This window comes from Paraburkholderia tuberum STM678 (genome assembly GCF_902833905.1).
Classification (GTDB): Bacteria; Pseudomonadota; Gammaproteobacteria; order Burkholderiales; family Burkholderiaceae; genus Paraburkholderia; species Paraburkholderia tuberum.
The window spans coordinates 1-17,262 of the sequence record NZ_CADFGP010000031.1 but is presented as its reverse complement, the minus strand read 5'-3'; the positions used below and the strand labels follow the sequence as shown (position 1 = coordinate 17,262).

The following is a 17,262-nucleotide window of genomic DNA, read 5'->3' as shown; positions in this document are numbered from 1 at the left end:
TGTGGTCAGGCTGGTTGTTCTCAACTATGGAGTCACTGAACCTTCGGAGTCACTGAACTTTTCCCACACGCGGAGGCTTGCAATATTTTCTGCTGGCCTCACCTATCGAACGAACTGATTCCACTCATGGGGAAATGAAATGTCAGGAACCCAACTCCTCCCGCCGGAACGCATTACGCTGCCGCTGCTCCCGCTGCGCGACGTAGTCGTTTTCCCGCACATGGTGATTCCGCTCTTCGTAGGCCGCCCGAAGTCGATCAAGGCTCTCGAAGCAGCGATGGAAGGCGGCAAGCACATCATGCTCGTCGCCCAGAAGACGGCTGCGAAAGATGAGCCGACCGAAAAGGACATGTACGAAGTAGGGTGTATCGCCAACATCCTGCAGATGCTGAAGCTGCCCGACGGTACCGTGAAGGTGCTCGTCGAAGGCTTGCAGCGCGCGAAGACGCTTTCCATCGAAGAACAGGAAACGCAGTTCTCGTGCGAAGTCATGCCGCTCGAACCTGACCACGCCGACAGCGCTGAAACCGAAGCGCTGCGTCGCGCGATCGTGTCGCAGTTCGACCAGTATGTGAAGCTGAACAAGAAGATCCCGCCGGAGATCCTGACCTCGCTGTCGGGTATCGACGAGGCAGGGCGTCTCGCCGACACGATCGCGGCGCATTTGCCGCTCAAGCTCGACCAGAAGCAACACATCCTCGAGATGTTCCCGGTGATCGAGCGGCTCGAGCATCTGCTCGCGCAGCTCGAAGCCGAGATCGACATCCTGCAGGTCGAAAAGCGTATCCGCGGGCGCGTGAAGCGTCAGATGGAGAAGAGTCAGCGCGAGTACTACCTGAACGAACAGGTCAAGGCGATCCAGAAGGAACTCGGCGAAGGCGAAGAAGGTGCGGATCTCGAAGAACTCGAGAAGCGTATCACGGCCGCCCGCATGCCGAAGGAAGCGAAGAAGAAGGCCGACGCCGAGTTGAAGAAGCTCAAGCTGATGTCGCCGATGTCGGCGGAAGCGACGGTCGTGCGCAACTACATCGACACGCTGATCGGCTTGCCGTGGCGCAAGAAGAGCAAGGTCAACAACGACCTGTCGAATGCGGAGCGCGTCCTCGACGAAGACCACTTCGGTCTCGAGAAAGTGAAGGAACGCATTCTCGAGTATCTCGCGGTCCAGCAACGTGTCGACAAGGTCAAGGCGCCGATCTTGTGCCTCGTGGGGCCTCCGGGCGTCGGTAAGACTTCGCTCGGTCAGTCGATCGCGCGCGCGACGAACCGCAAGTTCGTGCGCATGGCATTGGGCGGCGTGCGTGACGAAGCCGAGATTCGTGGCCACCGTCGCACGTACATCGGTTCGATGCCGGGTAAGATCCTGCAAAGCCTGACCAAGGTCGGCGTGCGCAATCCGCTCTTCCTGCTCGACGAAGTCGACAAGATGGGTCAGGATTTCCGCGGCGATCCGTCGTCGGCCCTGCTGGAAGTGCTCGATCCGGAACAGAACCATACGTTCGCCGACCACTACGTCGAAGTCGACTTCGATCTGTCGGACGTGATGTTCGTGGCGACGTCGAACTCGCTGAACATTCCGCCGCCGCTGCTCGACCGGATGGAAGTGATTCGTCTGTCCGGTTATACGGAAGACGAGAAGGTCAGCATCGCGCAGCGTTATCTGCTGCCGAAGCAGAAGAAGAACAACGGCCTCAAGGATGGCGAGGTCGATGTGACGGAAACTGCGATCCGCGACATCATTCGTTACTACACGCGCGAAGCGGGCGTCCGCTCGCTCGAGCGTGAAATTTCGAAGATCTGCCGCAAGGTCGTGAAGATGCTTCTGCTGAAGAAGGCGGAAGGCGCGGTGAAGGTCGACGGCAGCAACCTCGACACGTTCCTCGGCGTGCGCAAGTACGACTTCGGTCTGGCCGCGAAGGAAAATCAGGTGGGCCAGGTCACGGGTCTCGCGTGGACGGAAGTGGGCGGCGATCTGCTGACCATCGAAGCCGCGGTGATGCCGGGCAAGGGCAATGTGATCCGCACGGGTTCGCTCGGCGACGTGATGAAGGAATCCGTCGAAGCGGCGCGCTCGGTCGTGCGTTCGCGTTCGCGTCGTCTTGGCATCAAGGACGAAGCGTTCGAGAAGCAGGACATTCACATCCACGTGCCGGAAGGCGCAACGCCGAAAGATGGTCCTTCGGCTGGTATCGCGATGACGACCGCGCTGGTGTCGGTGTTGACCGGTATTCCGGTGCGCGCCGATGTCGCGATGACGGGCGAAATCACGCTGCGTGGCGAAGTTCTGCCGATCGGCGGCCTGAAGGAAAAGCTGCTGGCGGCGCATCGCGGTGGCATCAAGCTGGTGCTGATTCCGGAAGAAAACGTCAAGGACTTGACGGAGATTCCGGACAACGTGAAGAACGCGATCGAAATCGTGCCGGTCCGCTGGATCGACAAGGTGCTCGAACTTGCGCTCGAGCGTGTACCGCAGGCGTTACCGGAAGAAGAACCGAAGCCCTCGGCGCCGGTTGGGGCTGAGCCGGGCAAGGATGCCGCGACGGACGTCGTCAAGCACTAAGGTTCGATGCGCGTCAGAACGCGCTGACACCAAAGCATTCTGCAGCGGTGTCGTTCGCTGAAGCAGAAAACCCGCGGTCAAGAGCCGCGGGTTTTTTTGCCCGCGCGGCTTCGTCGCCAAGCCGCATCGCCAGTCTTTCCGCTGCAACATACTGTGACAAAAGCGCCCCTCTAAAATACCGCCGATCAGGCTCAACCCCGGTTGACACAAGGGTTTCGGCCGCTTCTAATGAGGCGGCCTGGCGTTCGCGCCGGCCGCGTGGCGGGAGGTGCTGGAAAGCACTGTCACGATTGCCAATAAATATTCACGGGGGTTTGAATGAACAAGACGGAATTGATCGATCACATAGCACAGCAAGCCGACATTTCGAAGGCCGCGGCGGGCCGTGCACTCGATGCGGTCATCGCGGGCGTCAAAAACACGTTGAAGAAGGGCGGATCTGTGACGTTGGTCGGCTTTGGCACGTTCGCGGTCGGCAAGCGCACCGCGCGCACCGGACGCAATCCGCGCACGGGCGCCGCGATCAAAATCAAGGCAGCAAAAGTTCCTAAATTTAGGCCTGGCAAAGCTCTGAAGGATGCGCTAAACTAGTGCGCTTGCTGCTTGAGGAATTGCTTAACCCGACTGCATGAACGATTCACTGGGAGGGCAGCGGCAAGGCAGAAAACACATCAAGCACTGAATCACGAAACGGGTGCTTAGCTCAGTTGGTAGAGCGGCGCCCTTACAAGGCGTAGGTCGGGAGTTCGAGCCTCTCAGCACCCACCAGTTTCAGATTCGGCTGCAGTGTTTCCAGTCGCAAAAGTGCAGTATAAGGAGTGGTAGTTCAGTCGGTTAGAATACCGGCCTGTCACGCCGGGGGTCGCGGGTTCGAGTCCCGTCCACTCCGCCAGTATCCACGAAAGGCGAACTCCGGTTCGCCTTTTTTGTTGCCCGCTGTTGTAAGATCGGGCGTTCTGTTTTTGGCACCCCTCACGCATGCTCGATTTTTTCCGCAATCACCAACGCCTGATGATGTTCATGCTCATCCTCGTCATTTTGCCGGGGTTGGGTTTCGTGGGTATTCAGGGTTTCCGCGGCTTCTTTGACGAAAGTGCAAACGTCGCGAGTGTCAACGGTCACAAGATCACCCGTGTCGAATACGACGACGCGATGCGCCAGCAGATCGACCGCGGGCGTCAGATGCTCGGCGCGAAGTTCGACATGAAGTCGTTCGACACGCCGGAGCGCCGTCGCCAGATGCTCGACGGCATGATCGAGCAGCGTGTGCTTGCCGACGAAACGCAGCGTCTGCATCTGAGCGCATCGGACGAAGCGGTGCGCCGCGCGCTGCTGTCCGATCCGGTGATCTCGTCGCTGAAGAATCCCGACGGGTCGATCGACCTCGACCGCTACAAGCAACTGCTCGCGATGCAGGGCATGACGCCCGATCAGTACGACGAGCGCGTGCGCTACAACCTCGCTATGCAACAACTGCCCGCGAGCATCGAGGCGAGCGCGTTCACGTCGAAGACGCTCGCGCAGCACTTGACCGAGCTCGCGCAGCAGCAGCGTGAAGTGCAGGGCATCGCGTTTCATCCGCACGATTACGCGGCGAAGATCCAGCCGACCGATGCGCAACTGCAAGCGTACTACGACGCGCATCGCAACGACTTCGCGACGCCCGCTACGGCGACGATCCAGTACCTGGTGATGTCGCCGGCCGCGCTGAGCGCATCGGTGCAGCCGAGCGACGCGGACCTGAAGAAGTACTACGACGACAACATCGCCCACTTCCGCACCGAAGGCGAAGTGCGCGCGAGCCATATCCTGATCGCGGCACCGAAGGACGCGAGCGCGGCCGACAAGGCCAAAGCGAAGCAGAAGGCCGAGGAGTTGCTCGCGCAGCTCAAGGCGCATCCGGACCAGTTCGCGCAGATCGCGCGGCAGAACTCGCAGGATCCGGGGTCGGCATCGAAGGGTGGCGATCTCGGTTACTTCGGCCGCGGCATGATCGCGGGCGGCCAGGCGTTCGACGACGCGGTGTTCGCGCTGAAGAAGGACGAAATCAGCGGCATCGTCCAGACCGACTTCGGTTTCCACATCATCAAGGTCACCGATGTAAAGCCGGCGGTCACGAAGTCGTTCGACGAAGTGAAAGACCAGATCGCCAGGGAGCTGAAGACGCAACTGGCGAGCAAGGCATTCACCGACAGTTCGGAAGGTTTCACGTCGCTCGTCTATGAAAAGGCCAAGAGCCTGCAGCCGGCCGCTGACAAATTCAAGCTGCAGATCCAGACCGCGACGGTCACGCCGCAGCCGGATCCGAAGCTGCCGCCCGACAGCCCGCTGAACAACCCGAAGTTCCTCGCAGCCGTGTTCGCGAACGACTCGGTATCGGCGCACAACAATACGCAGGCCATCGACGTCGGCAACAACACGCTGATCGCCGCGCGCGTGACCGACTACAAGCCCGCTGCCGTGCCCGCATTCGACGCGGTGAAGGACGCGGTGCGTCAGAAGGTGATCGCCGTGCAGGCGAACGAAGCAGCGCACAAGGACGGCGTCGCGAAACTGGCCGAGTTCGAGAAGTCGAAGGCGACCGCCGGTTTCTCGTCGCCGCTGAAGGTGTCGCGCAATGACGCGCAGGGCGTGCCACCTGCCGCACTGAGCGCAATCTACAAGGTCGATGCGCAAAAGTTGCCGGCCTACGTCGGTGTCGATCTCGGCGACGACGGCTATGCGATCTATCGCGTGAACCAGATCGTGCAGCCCGCGGCCACCGACGCGCAGCATCTCGCTGTCGCGCAGCAGCAGATCGCGCAGGTGGACGCGCAGTCGGAGACCGAGGCCTATCTGAAAGCGCTGCGCGAGCGCTCGAAGGTGAAGATCTACGGTACGCTCGACAGCGCCGCCCAGCCGGCCGATCAGTAAGCCGCAGTAAGCATTACCTGCTCGTCCAAAAGCAAGCCCCGCATTTGCGGGGCTTTTTTTATCTACAGCCAGGTGGCAGCTTTACAGACAGCCACTGATCGCGCCGGTGGCGTTGCCGCCGCCAGCGCCGCCGGCGCGAAAGCCGACCCACGTGCCCTTACCGCTATACGAAGGACGGACCACCGCGGCCGCGCCGTTGGGCGGCTGCTGGCCCGGGACGTAGACGTCCATGGCCTGATCGTTGGCGAGGATGTTTTGCGAGATTACCTGTTGTTGCGAACTATCCGCCCATTTTTGCGCGATGCAGGTTGCGACGGCGCGAGGCGGCTGCTGGCTTTGACCCACCGACTGAACGCCGGCCGGCGGTTGAGCCGCGCAGGCCGAGATGGCAATGGTCAAAGCGATTAACGGTAAATATTTCAACGTTATCTCCTCAGAAGTCGCTCAAGAATGAGCCGGGTGGCAGGGATTGCCCATATGTCGAACGGCTCGGCGATCCATGTTCCCCCAGGTTCCGGAAACAAGTCGTTAGCAGGTCTTTCAGTGCGGCGAACTTGTGCGAAGAAGTGGCTTGACAGCGGGCCACACGTTATTGAGTAGCAGCGGCTGTGCCTGCTGCGTCGGGTGGAGCTGATCGGCCTGGAACATGTCCGGTTTATCCGCGATACCGGCGAGAAGAAACGGCACGAGCGGCACATGGAACTCCTTCGACAGTTGGCCGTAGAGGCCGTGGAACTTTTGCGTATAGTCGGGGCCGTAATTGGGCGGCACGTACATGCCGACGAGCACGACCTTCGCGTGGCCTTGCTGCGCCTGTTCGATGATCGTGCGCAGGTTGTCCTCGGTCGTCGAGAGCGGCACGCCGCGCAACGCGTCGTTGGCGCCGAGCTCGACGATCACGATGCTCGGTTTGAGCCGTTCCATCAGCGCGGGCAGACGCGCGCGTCCGCCGCTCGTCGTGTCGCCGCTGATGCTCGCATTGGCGACGCTATAATCGATGCGCTCTTCGGCCAGACGCTGACGCATCAACGCGACCCAGCCCGTATCGCGGGGCAGCCCGTACTCAGCGGAGATGCTGTCGCCGAGCACGACGATCACCGGCTTCGCGGGTTCGGGCGTATTCGCCGCGTGAGCCCGCAACGGTAACGAAACCAGCGCGGCGGCCATCATGTTCGCGCCGAATGCCGCAGACAGCGCCGCGGCGCGAGGGGCGATGGCGCGCACTTTCAACCTACGCTTCACCATGCCAAACAGAACTGATCCAGTCATTGAAGTGCGGGGTTTGTGCAAGAGGGTTAAGGATGCTGCGGGCGAACTGACGATTCTCGATGACATCGATCTTGCCATCGATGCCGGCAGCAGCGTCGCGATCGTCGGTGCATCCGGGTCGGGCAAGTCTACGCTGCTCGGCTTGCTCGCGGGATTGGACAGTGCTAGCGCGGGCTCGGTTCGGCTGCTCGGGCGCGAACTCGGCGAGCTCGACGAAGACGGCCGCGCCGCGTTGCGCAGCGGCGCGGTCGGCTTCGTGTTCCAGTCGTTTCAGTTGATGCCGCATCTGACCGCGCTCGAAAACGTCACGTTGCCGCTCGAACTGCAAGGCGGCATCGGCACACGCGAGGCCGCCGCGCGTGCGCGTGAACTGCTCGAACAGGTTGGGCTCGGGCAGCGTACCGGTCATTATCCGAAGCTGCTGTCGGGCGGCGAGCAGCAGCGCGTCGCGCTCGCGCGCGCGTTCGTCACGCGCCCGGCGATCCTGTTCGCCGACGAACCCACCGGCAGTCTCGACGCGGCCACCGGCCACGCGGTGATCGATCTGATGTTCGAGATGAATCGCGCGCACGGCGCGACGCTCGTGCTCGTGACACACGACATCGAACTCGCGCGGCGTTGCGATACGACGGTGACGATCGAAGCGGGGCGGCTCGCTTGATGGCCCGGCTGGTCGCGGGCTTGCGCGCGCGTACTTCGAGCATGTCGTCGTCGAAGCAAAAACAAAGCGGGCCGTAGCCCGCTTCGTTCTGTTTGTGGCGCGTTATCGCCCGCTATCGTGCACTCCAGACTTCCATTCAGCGCTTCAACGCAGCCCGGGCCCGCGCGATCAGCGCCGCCGTCGACGAGTCATGCTTCTTCACGTCGGCACTCGCCGCGCCCAGATCGGCCTCGACCACCTTGCCGAGAATCTTGCCGAGTTCGACGCCCCACTGATCGAACGGGTTAATGTTCCACACCGACGCCTGCACCAGCACCTTGTGCTCATAAAGCGCGATCAACGCGCCGAGCGTGCGCGCGGTCAATGCGTCGAGCAGCAGCGTCGCGGTGGGGCGGTTGCCCGGGAACGTCAGGTGCGGCGCGAGTTCCGGCTTGTCGGGGCCGGCCACCTTCTTCGCTTCTTCAAGCGTGCGACCGAGCATCAACGCTTCGCTCTGCGCGAAGCAGTTCGCGAGCAGCTTCGGATGATGGCTCGCGAGCGGATGCTCGGGCGTCAGCAGCGCGATGAAATCGATCGGCACGATCGTCGGGCCCTGGTGCAGCATCTGGAAAAACGCGTGCTGACCGTTCGTGCCCGGCTCGCCCCATGTGACTGCGGAAGTCGCATAGTCGACGAACGCGCCGTCGAGACGCGCGGACTTGCCATTGCTCTCCATTTCGAGCTGCTGCAGATACGACGGCAGGAAATGCAGCGCCTGCGAATACGGCGCGACCAGATAGCTCTGCGAGCCGAAGAAGTTGCGATACCAGATGCCGATCATGCCGAGCAGCACCGGCAGGTTCCTGTCGAGCGGCGCGGTGCGGAAGTGCTGGTCCATCTCGTTGGCGCCGGCGAGCAACTCGTCGAACTGTTGCGGACCTACCGCGATCATGATCGACAGACCGACGGCCGACCACAGCGAGTAGCGTCCGCCGACCCAGTCCCACATCGAGAACACGTTCTCTTGTGCGATGCCGAACTTGACGACTTCGGCCGTATTGGCCGACACACCGACGAAGTGCTTCGCCAGCGCGCTTTCCGGGCAGCCTTTCTGGATGAAAAAGTCGCGCAGCGAGCGCGCGTTGGTCATCGTCTCCAGCGTCGTGAAAGTCTTCGACACGATGATCGCGAGCGTCTCTTCGGGATCGATCTGCTGCATCACGCTGTACAGATCGGCACCGTCCACGTTCGACACGAAGTGCGTCGAGATCTCGGGCGTCGCGAGATGATGCAACGCGTGCACGACCATCTTCGGCCCTAGATCCGAGCCGCCGATGCCGATGTTCACGACATGACGGATCCGCTTGCCGGTGTAGCCGGTCCATGCGCCGCTGCGGACCTGCTCGGCGAACGCGGCCATTTTCTTGCGCTCGGCCTGCACTTCGACGAAGAACGGCGCCTTCGGGTCGGTTGCGCGCAAGGCCGTGTGCAGCGCGGCGCGGCCTTCGGTCGGGTTGACGACCTCGCCCGCGAACATCGCGTTGCGGCGCTTTTCGACGCCGGCTTCGCGGGCGAGTTGCACGAGCAGTTGCAGGGTTTCGGCGGTGATGCGGTGCTTCGAGAAATCGGCTGAGAGACCGCCGCCCGCAAACGTGAAGCGTTCGGCGCGCGTGGGAGCGGGATCGTTCTCGGGGGCGAACCAGTCGCGCAGATGCGCATCGCGAATCGTGTCGTAATGCGTCTGCAGCGAGGACCAGGAGGGGAGCGAGTTCTGGGTCATAGCGTCCGTCTAACCAAGGGGCACGAAGGAAGGCGCGCGCATGAAGCGTGGCCGAGAATGATGCGGCGATGCAGTCAGAGCGATGCCACGCGGCCCGGATCGGGACAGGTGCCGACGATACTTCGCGAAGCGGGTGAACTTCGCGAACACGCGAGGCGGCGCCCGCGCCCGCTGGAGTATCGCCGCGACCCGCGATCGATCCGACGCGCGGCGCAGGCAATCAGTATAGCGGGGATGCGCGACGGGCAGCTGGGCGTTGCGCGCGCTCGCAATGATTGGGATCGCGATGTGTCATCGGTGTGAACGAGCGCCGCGGACGCGATTCGTATTCAGAGCAATCGCGCGCGTCAAGCAAGCGGCGCCGAATAGAACAGCCGGTTCAACAAGGTACGCACCATCGGTGCCAGCTCGCCGGCCGTCAGCCCGGCGGGGCCGTGGCCCTGCGCGGTCAGCGTATCGGCGGCAAGGCCGTGCAGATAGACGCCCGCGAGCGCCGCCTCGAAGCGTGGCAGATGCTGCGCGAGCAGCGCGCCGATGATGCCGCCGAGCACGTCGCCGGTGCCGCCCGTCGCGAGCGCGGCGTTGCCGGTCGGGTTCAGCGCGAGGCGGCCGTCGGGCGCGGCGATGATCGTGCCGACGCCCTTCAGCACGACGACGCTCGCAAAACGCGCCGCGAGCGCACGCGCGGCCGCGAGACGGTCGCGTTGCACGCTCGCCGCATCGCTGCCAAGCAGGCGCGCCGCTTCGAGCGGATGCGGAGTGAAAATGCACGGATCGCCTTGCACGCCGCGCGCGGTGACTTCCGCGGCGAGCGCGGGATCCTTGGCGACCAGGTTCAGCGCGTCGGCATCGAACAGCTTGGGCACGTCGAGTTGCAGCACGTCGTGCAGTACCCGCGTCGCGCGTTCGCCGTGCCCCATGCCGCAGCCGATCGCGAGTGCGTCCATCGAATCGAGCGGCAGCGTGTCGATCGGATGCAGCATCAGTTCGGGGTGCGGCGGATCGTAGGGCGGGGCGCCTTCGCCGAGCAACGCGACGTGGACCTTGCCCGCGCCGGTGTAGAGCGCCGCGCGTGCCGCGAGAATCGGCGCGCCGCACATGCCGGTGTCGCCGCCGACCACCGCGAGGCTGCCGAAGGTGCCCTTGTTGGTCGCGAAGTTGCGTGGGGGCATGAAGGGGCCGAAGAGATCGGGCGCGCTGAGCTGGATCGCCGCACGTGAGGCGCTGGTGGCAGCGTCCTGGCTGCCCCCGTCGTTGATCCCTGCCACGAGCCCGATCGGTGCGACCGTCACTCGCCCGGCGAGATCACGGCCTTGCGCGGTGAAAAGCCCCGGCTTCGCGCCGATGAACGTGATCGTGTGCGTCGCATGGACCGCCGCCGCGCCGTTGCCGCCGATCACCGCGCCGGTGTCGCTGTCGAGCCCGCTGGGCACATCGAGCGCGAGCACGGCGGCTTGTGTCGGGCGCGCCTTCGTGCGCTGCGACAACTGCCGTGCGAGCGTCGCGAAGACGCCGTCGAGCGGCCGCGCGAGACCGATGCCGAACATACCGTCGACGAGCCAGCCATAGCCGTCGAGCGAGGCGGGCGGCGCCGCGTCGATCGGCACGCCGGCGGCGCGCGCGGCGTCGAGCGCCCAGCGCGCGTCGGCGGGCTTCACTTCAAGCGGCATACAGACTTCGACTGCGATGCCGGCCTTGTGCAGTTCCGTCGCGACGACCAGCGCGTCGCCGCCATTGTTGCCGGGGCCGGCGACCAGCCACGCGCGCTGCTGCGACTTCGTCACCGACGTATCCGCGGCGATCCGTTCGAGCAGCCAGCGCGCGGCCGCATGACCGGCGCGCGCCATCAGCGTGTGCTCGGGCAGGGCCGTGGCGGCCAGGGATTCGGCGATCCGCAAGTCGGTCAGCGTCAGCAGCGGCAGCGCAAGCGGCTGCGAGTCGGTCAGCGGATCGAAAAGGGAGAGCAGCGAGTTTTCTGCGTCTGTCATGGCGAAACCTGGCGGTGCGCCCGCGGCGCGGCGGGCAGACTTTGGAATCGCTATGTTAGTGCCGATAGGCGCACGGCGTGCGGCTGTTTCGGTGCGTGCGGCGGAAGCGGCGCGATGAACGCGGGGTATCGACAGCGGGCTGTCAGCCCGCCATACCCGCCTGGAACCGCACGAAACCTTACTGGAACCGCTCCGGCCTCAATGCAGCGAGCGTGTCTTGCGGCAACGTCGGCGTCTGTCCCGACATCAGCTGTGCAACGAGCTTGCCCGCGCCGCAGGCGAGGCCCCAGCCGGCCGGACCATGCCCGACGTTGATGAACAGCCGCGGATGCAGCGCGTTGCCGATCACCGGCAAGCCATCGGGCGACAGCAGTTTCACGCCTTCCCACGGCAGCGCCGCCGAAATGCGCGCGGCGCCCGGAATCCAGTCGTGCGTCGCCTGGCCGAGCAACGCGAGCGCCTCCTTGGTCAGCGCTTCGCCGAGCGGCTTGTCGATCTGGCTCGCGCTTTGCAGCACCGCGCCGCCCGCGATCCGCAGCCGATGGTTCATGCGGCTGATGCCGATGCGCTTGACCGCATCGACGATCGCGACGTGCGGCGCGCATTCCTCGTGCGCGATCGGCGCGACCAGCGAATGCAGCCGCAGCGGATGCAGCGGCAGCCTGAGCCCCGCGCGTTCGAGCAGCGCGAGGCTGCCGTAACCGGCGGCGACCACGACGGCGTCGGCCTGGACCACGTCGATCTCGCGCGAGCGGGGCGCGCCGTCGCGCGGCGCCAGTTCGACCGCCGCGCGCTGACTGTCGAGACGAATGCCGGTCACCTCGCAGTTCGGCATGAACTGCACGCCGCCTTGGGTATCGAGCACCTGTTTGACGAGCTTGGTAAAAAGCGGACAGTTCGCGGTGCGCTCGTGCTCGAACAGCACGCCGCCGGCGAATTCAGGATCTGTGGGGACCGCATGCTCGAACGCCGCGCATTCGGCCGGGCTCAGCACGTGATGCGGCACCTCGAACCGGTGCAGCAGATCGAGCGCGGCTGCGTTCAGCTCCCATTCGTGCGCGCTGCGCACGAGGTACAGCAGACCGCTCGCCTGTTCGAATTCGAGGCCGAAGCGGGCTTCGACGTCGGCCATCGCATCGCGCGAGGATTCGATCAGGGGCCGCAGCAGCGCGTACTGGCGCGCGAACGCCTCGGGTTCCTGCCATGCTCCGAGCTGCTTGATGAACTGCCGCGCGGCGCCGTTGAAGCCGGTCTTGCTGATTACGCCATTTTTCGCGTTGTAGCGGCTCGCCATGAAGGTCGGGCCGAACCAGACGTCGAGCGGCGTCGGCAGCACGTTGCCGCCTTGTCCGTAGGTGGCGCCTTGCGCGACGGTCGCGTGACGCTCGACGACGCATACCCGGTGGCCGGCCGCGCGCAGGTGATAAGCGGTGGCGACGCCCGCTATCCCGCCGCCAATGACGATGACATCCATGCTCTGATTCGATGTGCCGACGGGCGGCTCGCGCGCCGTCCCGCTGGCTGTGACATGCGGCGCGCCGCCGGGTGAAACCCGGGCCGCGTGCGCCGATCTGGTGAAACGCGAATGATAGCAGTCAAAACACCCGCGCGGCGACGCGACGGGCACCGCGGCGACGCCTCGCGCGGGCAGGCGCGGCCCGCCGCCCACGCACCCCGGAGCCCGCTGGAAGCCCGTTCCCGGGGTATAATCCCGGACTTCCTTTCCGCCTCACGTCGCCTGCATGCGCGGCTCCCCGGCATCAATGAGCGACGCAACGTCAAGTCCCATGGCCCACTTCTCGTGTTTCCCCGGCGCTTCGGCCCTCTCCGATTTCCGTCAAACCCGCCTGCTCGACACGCTCACGCGCATCGACCCGAATATCACCGGCGTGCGCGGGCAGTATCTGCACTTCGTCAATGCCCAGACCGAACTGTCCGCTGAAGACAGCGCGAAGATCGAGGCGCTGATGCACTACGGCAATCCGTTCGAAGAGGGCAAGGAGCGTGGCGCGGTCGAGACCTTCCTCGTCGTGCCGCGCTTTGGCACCGTGTCGCCGTGGGCCAGCAAGGCAACCGACATCGCGCATCTGTGCGGGCTCACGCGGGTGCGCCGCATCGAGCGCGGCGTCGAGTACTCGGTGACGCTGAAAAGCGGCCTGCTCGGCGGCAAGAAGACGCTGTCGGACGAAGCGCGCGCGGCCGTCGCCGCCGCGCTGCACGATCGCATGACCGAGAGCGTCGCGCCATCGCGCGACCATGCGTTGCATCTGTTTGACGAATTGCCGGCCAAGCTTCTGCAAACCGTCGACGTGCTCGCGAGCGGCCGCGCCGCGCTCGAAACCGCCAACGCGGAACTGGGCCTCGCGCTCGCCGACGACGAAATCGACTATCTGGTCGACGCATTCACGAAGCTCGGCCGCAATCCGACCGACGTCGAGCTGATGATGTTCGCGCAGGCCAACAGCGAGCACTGCCGCCACAAGATCTTCAACGCGGACTGGACGATCGACGGCGAGAAGCAGGACATGTCGCTGTTCAACATGATCCGCAACACCGAGAAGCTGAACCCGCAGGGCACGATCGTCGCGTATTCGGACAACTCGGCGATCATGGTCGGCGGCATGGCCGAGCGCTGGTTTCCGCGCACGCCGGCGCAGCTCGGCGCGAGCGAATTGCCCGAGCACTATGGCCGCAGCGTCGAGTTCACGCACACGCTGATGAAGGTGGAAACGCACAATCATCCGACGGCGATCTCGCCGTTCCCGGGCGCCGCGACCGGCGCAGGTGGCGAAATCCGCGACGAAGGCGCGACCGGACGCGGCGCGCGTCCGAAGGCGGGCCTCGCGGGCTTCACGGTATCGAACCTCGAACTGCCGGACGGCGTCGAGGCGTGGGAAAACGCCCGCGACACCGCTCAGCCGCTCGCGCAGCGCAATCCGGCCGACCAGCACGAAGCGTACGGCCGCCCGGACCGCATCGCCTCGCCGCTGCAGATCATGATCGACGGCCCGCTCGGCGCCGCGGCGTTCAACAACGAATTCGGCCGGCCGAACCTCGGCGGCTACTTCCGCACCTACGAGCAGAACGTCGCGGGTCTCGTGCGCGGCTATCACAAGCCGATCATGATCGCGGGCGGCATCGGCAATATCTCCGACCAGCACACGCACAAGCACGATCTGCCGGAAGGCTCGCTGCTGATCCAGATCGGCGGCCCGGGCATGCGCATCGGCATGGGCGGCGGCGCCGCGAGCTCGATGGCGACCGGCACCAACACCGCCGAACTCGACTTCGACTCGGTGCAGCGCGGCAACCCGGAAATCGAGCGACGCGCGCAGGAAGTGATCAACGCGTGCTGGCAACTCGGCGCCAAGAACCCGATCCTCAGTATTCACGACGTCGGCGCGGGCGGTCTGTCGAACGCGTTCCCCGAAGTGGTGGACGGTGCGGGCAAGGGCGCACTGTTCGAACTGCGCAAGATCCAGCTCGAAGAGAGCGGTCTGTCGCCGCGCGAAATCTGGTCGAACGAAGCGCAGGAGCGCTACGTGCTCGCCATTGCGCCGGCCGATCTGCCGGCGTTCGAAGCGATGTGCAAGCGCGAGCGCTGCCCGTTCGCGGTGATCGGCACGGCCACCGCCGAGCGTCAACTGAAGCTGATCGACGCCGAACTGCAGGAAGGCGCGCACCAGCCAGTCGATATGCCGATGGAAGTGCTGCTCGGCAAGGCGCCGCGTATGCACCGCGACGTAAAGCGTGCCGAGCGCAGGCTCGAACCGGTCGACGTGACCGGCCTCGCGCTGCAGGACGTCGCGCAGAGCGTGCTGCGTCATCCGACGGTCGCGAGCAAGTCGTTTCTGATCACGATCGGCGACCGCTCGGTCGGCGGTACGACCGCGCGCGATCAGATGGTCGGTCCGTGGCAGGTGCCGGTGGCCGACGTCGCGATCACGACGATGGACTACGCAGGCTTCAGCGGCGAAGCGATGACGATGTCCGAGCGCACGCCGCTCGCCGTCATCAACGCACCGGCCTCCGGCCGTATGGCAGTCGGCGAGGCGATCACCAACATCGCGGCGGCGCCGATCGCGTCGCTCGACAAACTCAAGCTGTCGGCCAACTGGATGGCCGCGTGCGGCGCGCCTGGCGAAGACGCCGCGCTCTACGACACGGTCAAGGCGATCGGTATGGAACTGTGCCCGGCGCTCGGTATCGGCATTCCGGTCGGTAAGGATTCGCTGTCGATGCGCACCCGCTGGGAAGAGAGCGGCGTCGCGAAGGAAGTGGTCGCGCCGGTGTCGCTGATCATCTCCGCGTTCGCGCCGGTTGAAGACGTCCGCAAGCATCTGACGCCGCAACTGCAGCGCGTGAGCGAAGTCGGCGAGTCGGTGCTGATTGCGATCGATCTCGGCCGCGGCAAGCAGCGTCTGGGCGGCAGCATTCTCGCGCAGGTCACGCAGCAGGTCGGCGACACGGTGCCTGACGTCGACGATCCGGAAGATCTGAAGCGCTTTTTCAACGCGATCCAGGCGCTCAATAGCGACGGCAAGCTGCTCGCGTACCACGACCGCTCGGACGGCGGCCTGTGGGCGACGGTTTGCGAAATGGCGTTCGCGGGTCACGCGGGCGTGTCGCTGAACGTCGACATGCTCGTGCTCGACGCGCATCACGAATCCGATTACGGCGACGCGAAGGACTGGGCGAAGCAGACCAGCGGCCGCCGCGACGACCGCACGCTGCGCGCACTCTTCAACGAAGAACTCGGCGCCGTCGTGCAAGTGCGCGCGGCCGATCGCGACGCGGTGCTCGCCGCGCTGCGCGAGCATGATCTGTCGGCGTGCTCGCACGTGATCGGCAAGACCAACGAGCGCGACGTGATCGAAATCTATCGCGACGCGAAGAAGCTCTACGAGGCGCCGCGTGCCGAACTGCATCGCACGTGGAGCGAAGTGAGCTGGCGCATAGCGCGTCTGCGCGACAACCCGGCTTGCGCCGACGCCGAATACGACGCGCTGCTCGATGCGGCCGACCCGGGCATCACGCCGGTGCTGAGCTTCGATCCGGCCGACGATGTCGCCGCACCCTTCGTCCCCCAAGGGGACTTCCTTCGGGGCGTCCCCCAAGGGGACTTCCTTCGGGGCGTCGGCAAGGGCGCGCGTCCGCGCGTCGCGATCCTGCGCGAGCAGGGCGTGAACTCGCATCTGGAGACGGCCTATGCATTCGATCGCGCCGGCTTCGACGCGCACGACGTGCATATGAGCGACCTGCTCGCGGGCCGCGCGAACCTCGCCGATTTCGCGGGTGCGGTCGCGTGCGGCGGCTTCTCGTACGGCGATACGCTGGGCGCCGGCGAAGGCTGGGCCAAGACGATCCGCTTCAACGCGCAACTGGCCGACATGTTCGCCGCGTTCTTCAGTCGTGGCGACACGTTTGCGCTCGGCATCTGCAACGGCTGCCAGATGATGAGCAGCCTCGCGTCGATGATCCCCGGCGCCGAAGCATGGCCGAAGTTCACGCGCAACAAGTCGGAGCAGTTCGAGGCACGCTTCTCGCTCGTCGAGGTGCAGGCATCGCCGTCGCTCTTTTTCGCCGGCATGGAAGGCTCGCGCATTCCGGTCGCGGTCGCGCACGGCGAAGGCTTTGCGGACTTCTCGCAGCAGGGCGACAAGTCGAAGGTCGCGGTCGCGATGCGCTATGTCGATCACCGTGGTCAGGCGACCGAGCAGTATCCGTTCAACCCGAACGGTTCGCCCGAGGGCATCACGTCGGTCACGACGGCCGACGGCCGCTTCACGGTGCTGATGCCGCACATGGAGCGCGTGCATCGCGCGGTGCAGATGAGCTGGCATCCGCAGGGCTGGGGCGAGATCGGCACGGACGCGAGCCCGTGGCTGCGCGTGTTCCAGAACGCGCGTCGCTGGCTCGGTTGATGAGTCGAGGGGCTGCCGCCCGCGTGCGGCGGCTCCTGGTTGCGGCAGCCACGCACGCCGCCGCTGCAAATCTTGCAGATCGGGTAGGAGGCGGGGTTGCCCCCGCCGTCCTCCCACAACACCGGACGTACGGATCACGTATCCGGCGTTTCCTGACGACTGGATTGCTCCAGCGAGCTTCGTTTCGT

10 protein-coding genes and 2 tRNA genes are annotated in these 17,262 nt (G+C 64.9%); 7 read left to right on the top strand and 5 right to left on the bottom strand.

Annotation, left to right across the window (positions count from 1 at the left end; all coding sequences use genetic code 11):
- The first annotated feature begins 139 nt into the window (after nt 1-139).
- From lon to HWY30_RS24625, 5 genes are all read left to right on the top strand, one after another.
- On the top strand, nt 140-2,560 hold the full coding sequence (gene lon / locus HWY30_RS24645) for an endopeptidase La (protein ID WP_018418078.1): 2,421 nt from the start codon (nt 140-142) through the stop codon (nt 2,558-2,560).
- A gap of 318 nt (nt 2,561-2,878) precedes the next feature.
- On the top strand, nt 2,879-3,151 hold the full coding sequence (locus tag HWY30_RS24640; RefSeq protein WP_018418077.1) for an HU family DNA-binding protein: 273 nt from the start codon (nt 2,879-2,881) through the stop codon (nt 3,149-3,151).
- A 101-nt stretch (nt 3,152-3,252) separates the two neighbouring features.
- Nucleotides 3,253-3,328, top strand: a tRNA-Val gene (locus tag HWY30_RS24635).
- 47 nt (nt 3,329-3,375) lie between these two features.
- A tRNA-Asp gene (locus HWY30_RS24630) sits at nt 3,376-3,452 on the top strand.
- A gap of 86 nt (nt 3,453-3,538) precedes the next feature.
- A complete protein-coding gene (locus tag HWY30_RS24625) occupies nt 3,539-5,473 on the top strand; it encodes a SurA N-terminal domain-containing protein (RefSeq protein ID WP_090804744.1) in 1,935 nt (644 codons plus the stop codon).
- Between the two features lie 81 nt (nt 5,474-5,554).
- On the opposite strand, the gene HWY30_RS24620 is transcribed toward HWY30_RS24625, so the two are convergent.
- A complete protein-coding gene (locus HWY30_RS24620) occupies nt 5,555-5,896 on the bottom strand; it encodes a hypothetical protein (protein WP_090804745.1) in 342 nt (113 codons plus the stop codon).
- Between the two features lie 117 nt (nt 5,897-6,013).
- The gene (locus HWY30_RS24615; protein WP_090804747.1) at nt 6,014-6,718 is read right to left on the bottom strand and encodes an arylesterase; all 705 of its coding nucleotides are present in this window, start codon (nt 6,716-6,718) and stop codon (nt 6,014-6,016) included.
- Between HWY30_RS24615 and HWY30_RS24610 the strand changes: the two genes are divergently transcribed.
- On the top strand, nt 6,717-7,403 hold the full coding sequence (locus HWY30_RS24610) for an ABC transporter ATP-binding protein (protein WP_026225394.1): 687 nt from the start codon (nt 6,717-6,719) through the stop codon (nt 7,401-7,403). The genes HWY30_RS24615 and HWY30_RS24610 overlap by 2 nt on opposite strands.
- 136 nt (nt 7,404-7,539) lie before the next feature.
- On the opposite strand, the gene pgi is transcribed toward HWY30_RS24610, so the two are convergent.
- The 3 genes from pgi to HWY30_RS24595 all read right to left on the bottom strand — a co-directional run bounded on the left by pgi (nt 7,540) and on the right by HWY30_RS24595 (nt 12,624).
- Nucleotides 7,540-9,162 carry a glucose-6-phosphate isomerase gene (gene pgi, locus HWY30_RS24605; protein WP_090804749.1) on the bottom strand — a complete coding sequence of 541 codons (1,623 nt, stop codon included), beginning with the start codon at nt 9,160-9,162 and terminating at the stop codon, nt 7,540-7,542.
- Nucleotides 9,163-9,509: 347 nt separating this feature from the next.
- Nucleotides 9,510-11,150: an NAD(P)H-hydrate dehydratase gene (locus HWY30_RS24600; RefSeq protein WP_090804751.1), complete on the bottom strand. Its 1,641-nt coding sequence runs from the start codon at nt 11,148-11,150 to the stop codon at nt 9,510-9,512.
- Nucleotides 11,151-11,328: 178 nt separating this feature from the next.
- Complete coding sequence (locus HWY30_RS24595; RefSeq protein ID WP_090805757.1) at nt 11,329-12,624, bottom strand: FAD-dependent oxidoreductase; 1,296 nt, start codon at nt 12,622-12,624, stop codon at nt 11,329-11,331.
- Nucleotides 12,625-12,937: 313 nt separating this feature from the next.
- Between HWY30_RS24595 and purL the strand changes: the two genes are divergently transcribed.
- On the top strand, nt 12,938-17,074 hold the full coding sequence (gene purL, locus HWY30_RS24590; protein ID WP_090804753.1) for a phosphoribosylformylglycinamidine synthase: 4,137 nt from the start codon (nt 12,938-12,940) through the stop codon (nt 17,072-17,074).
- Nucleotides 17,075-17,262 lie beyond the last annotated feature (188 nt).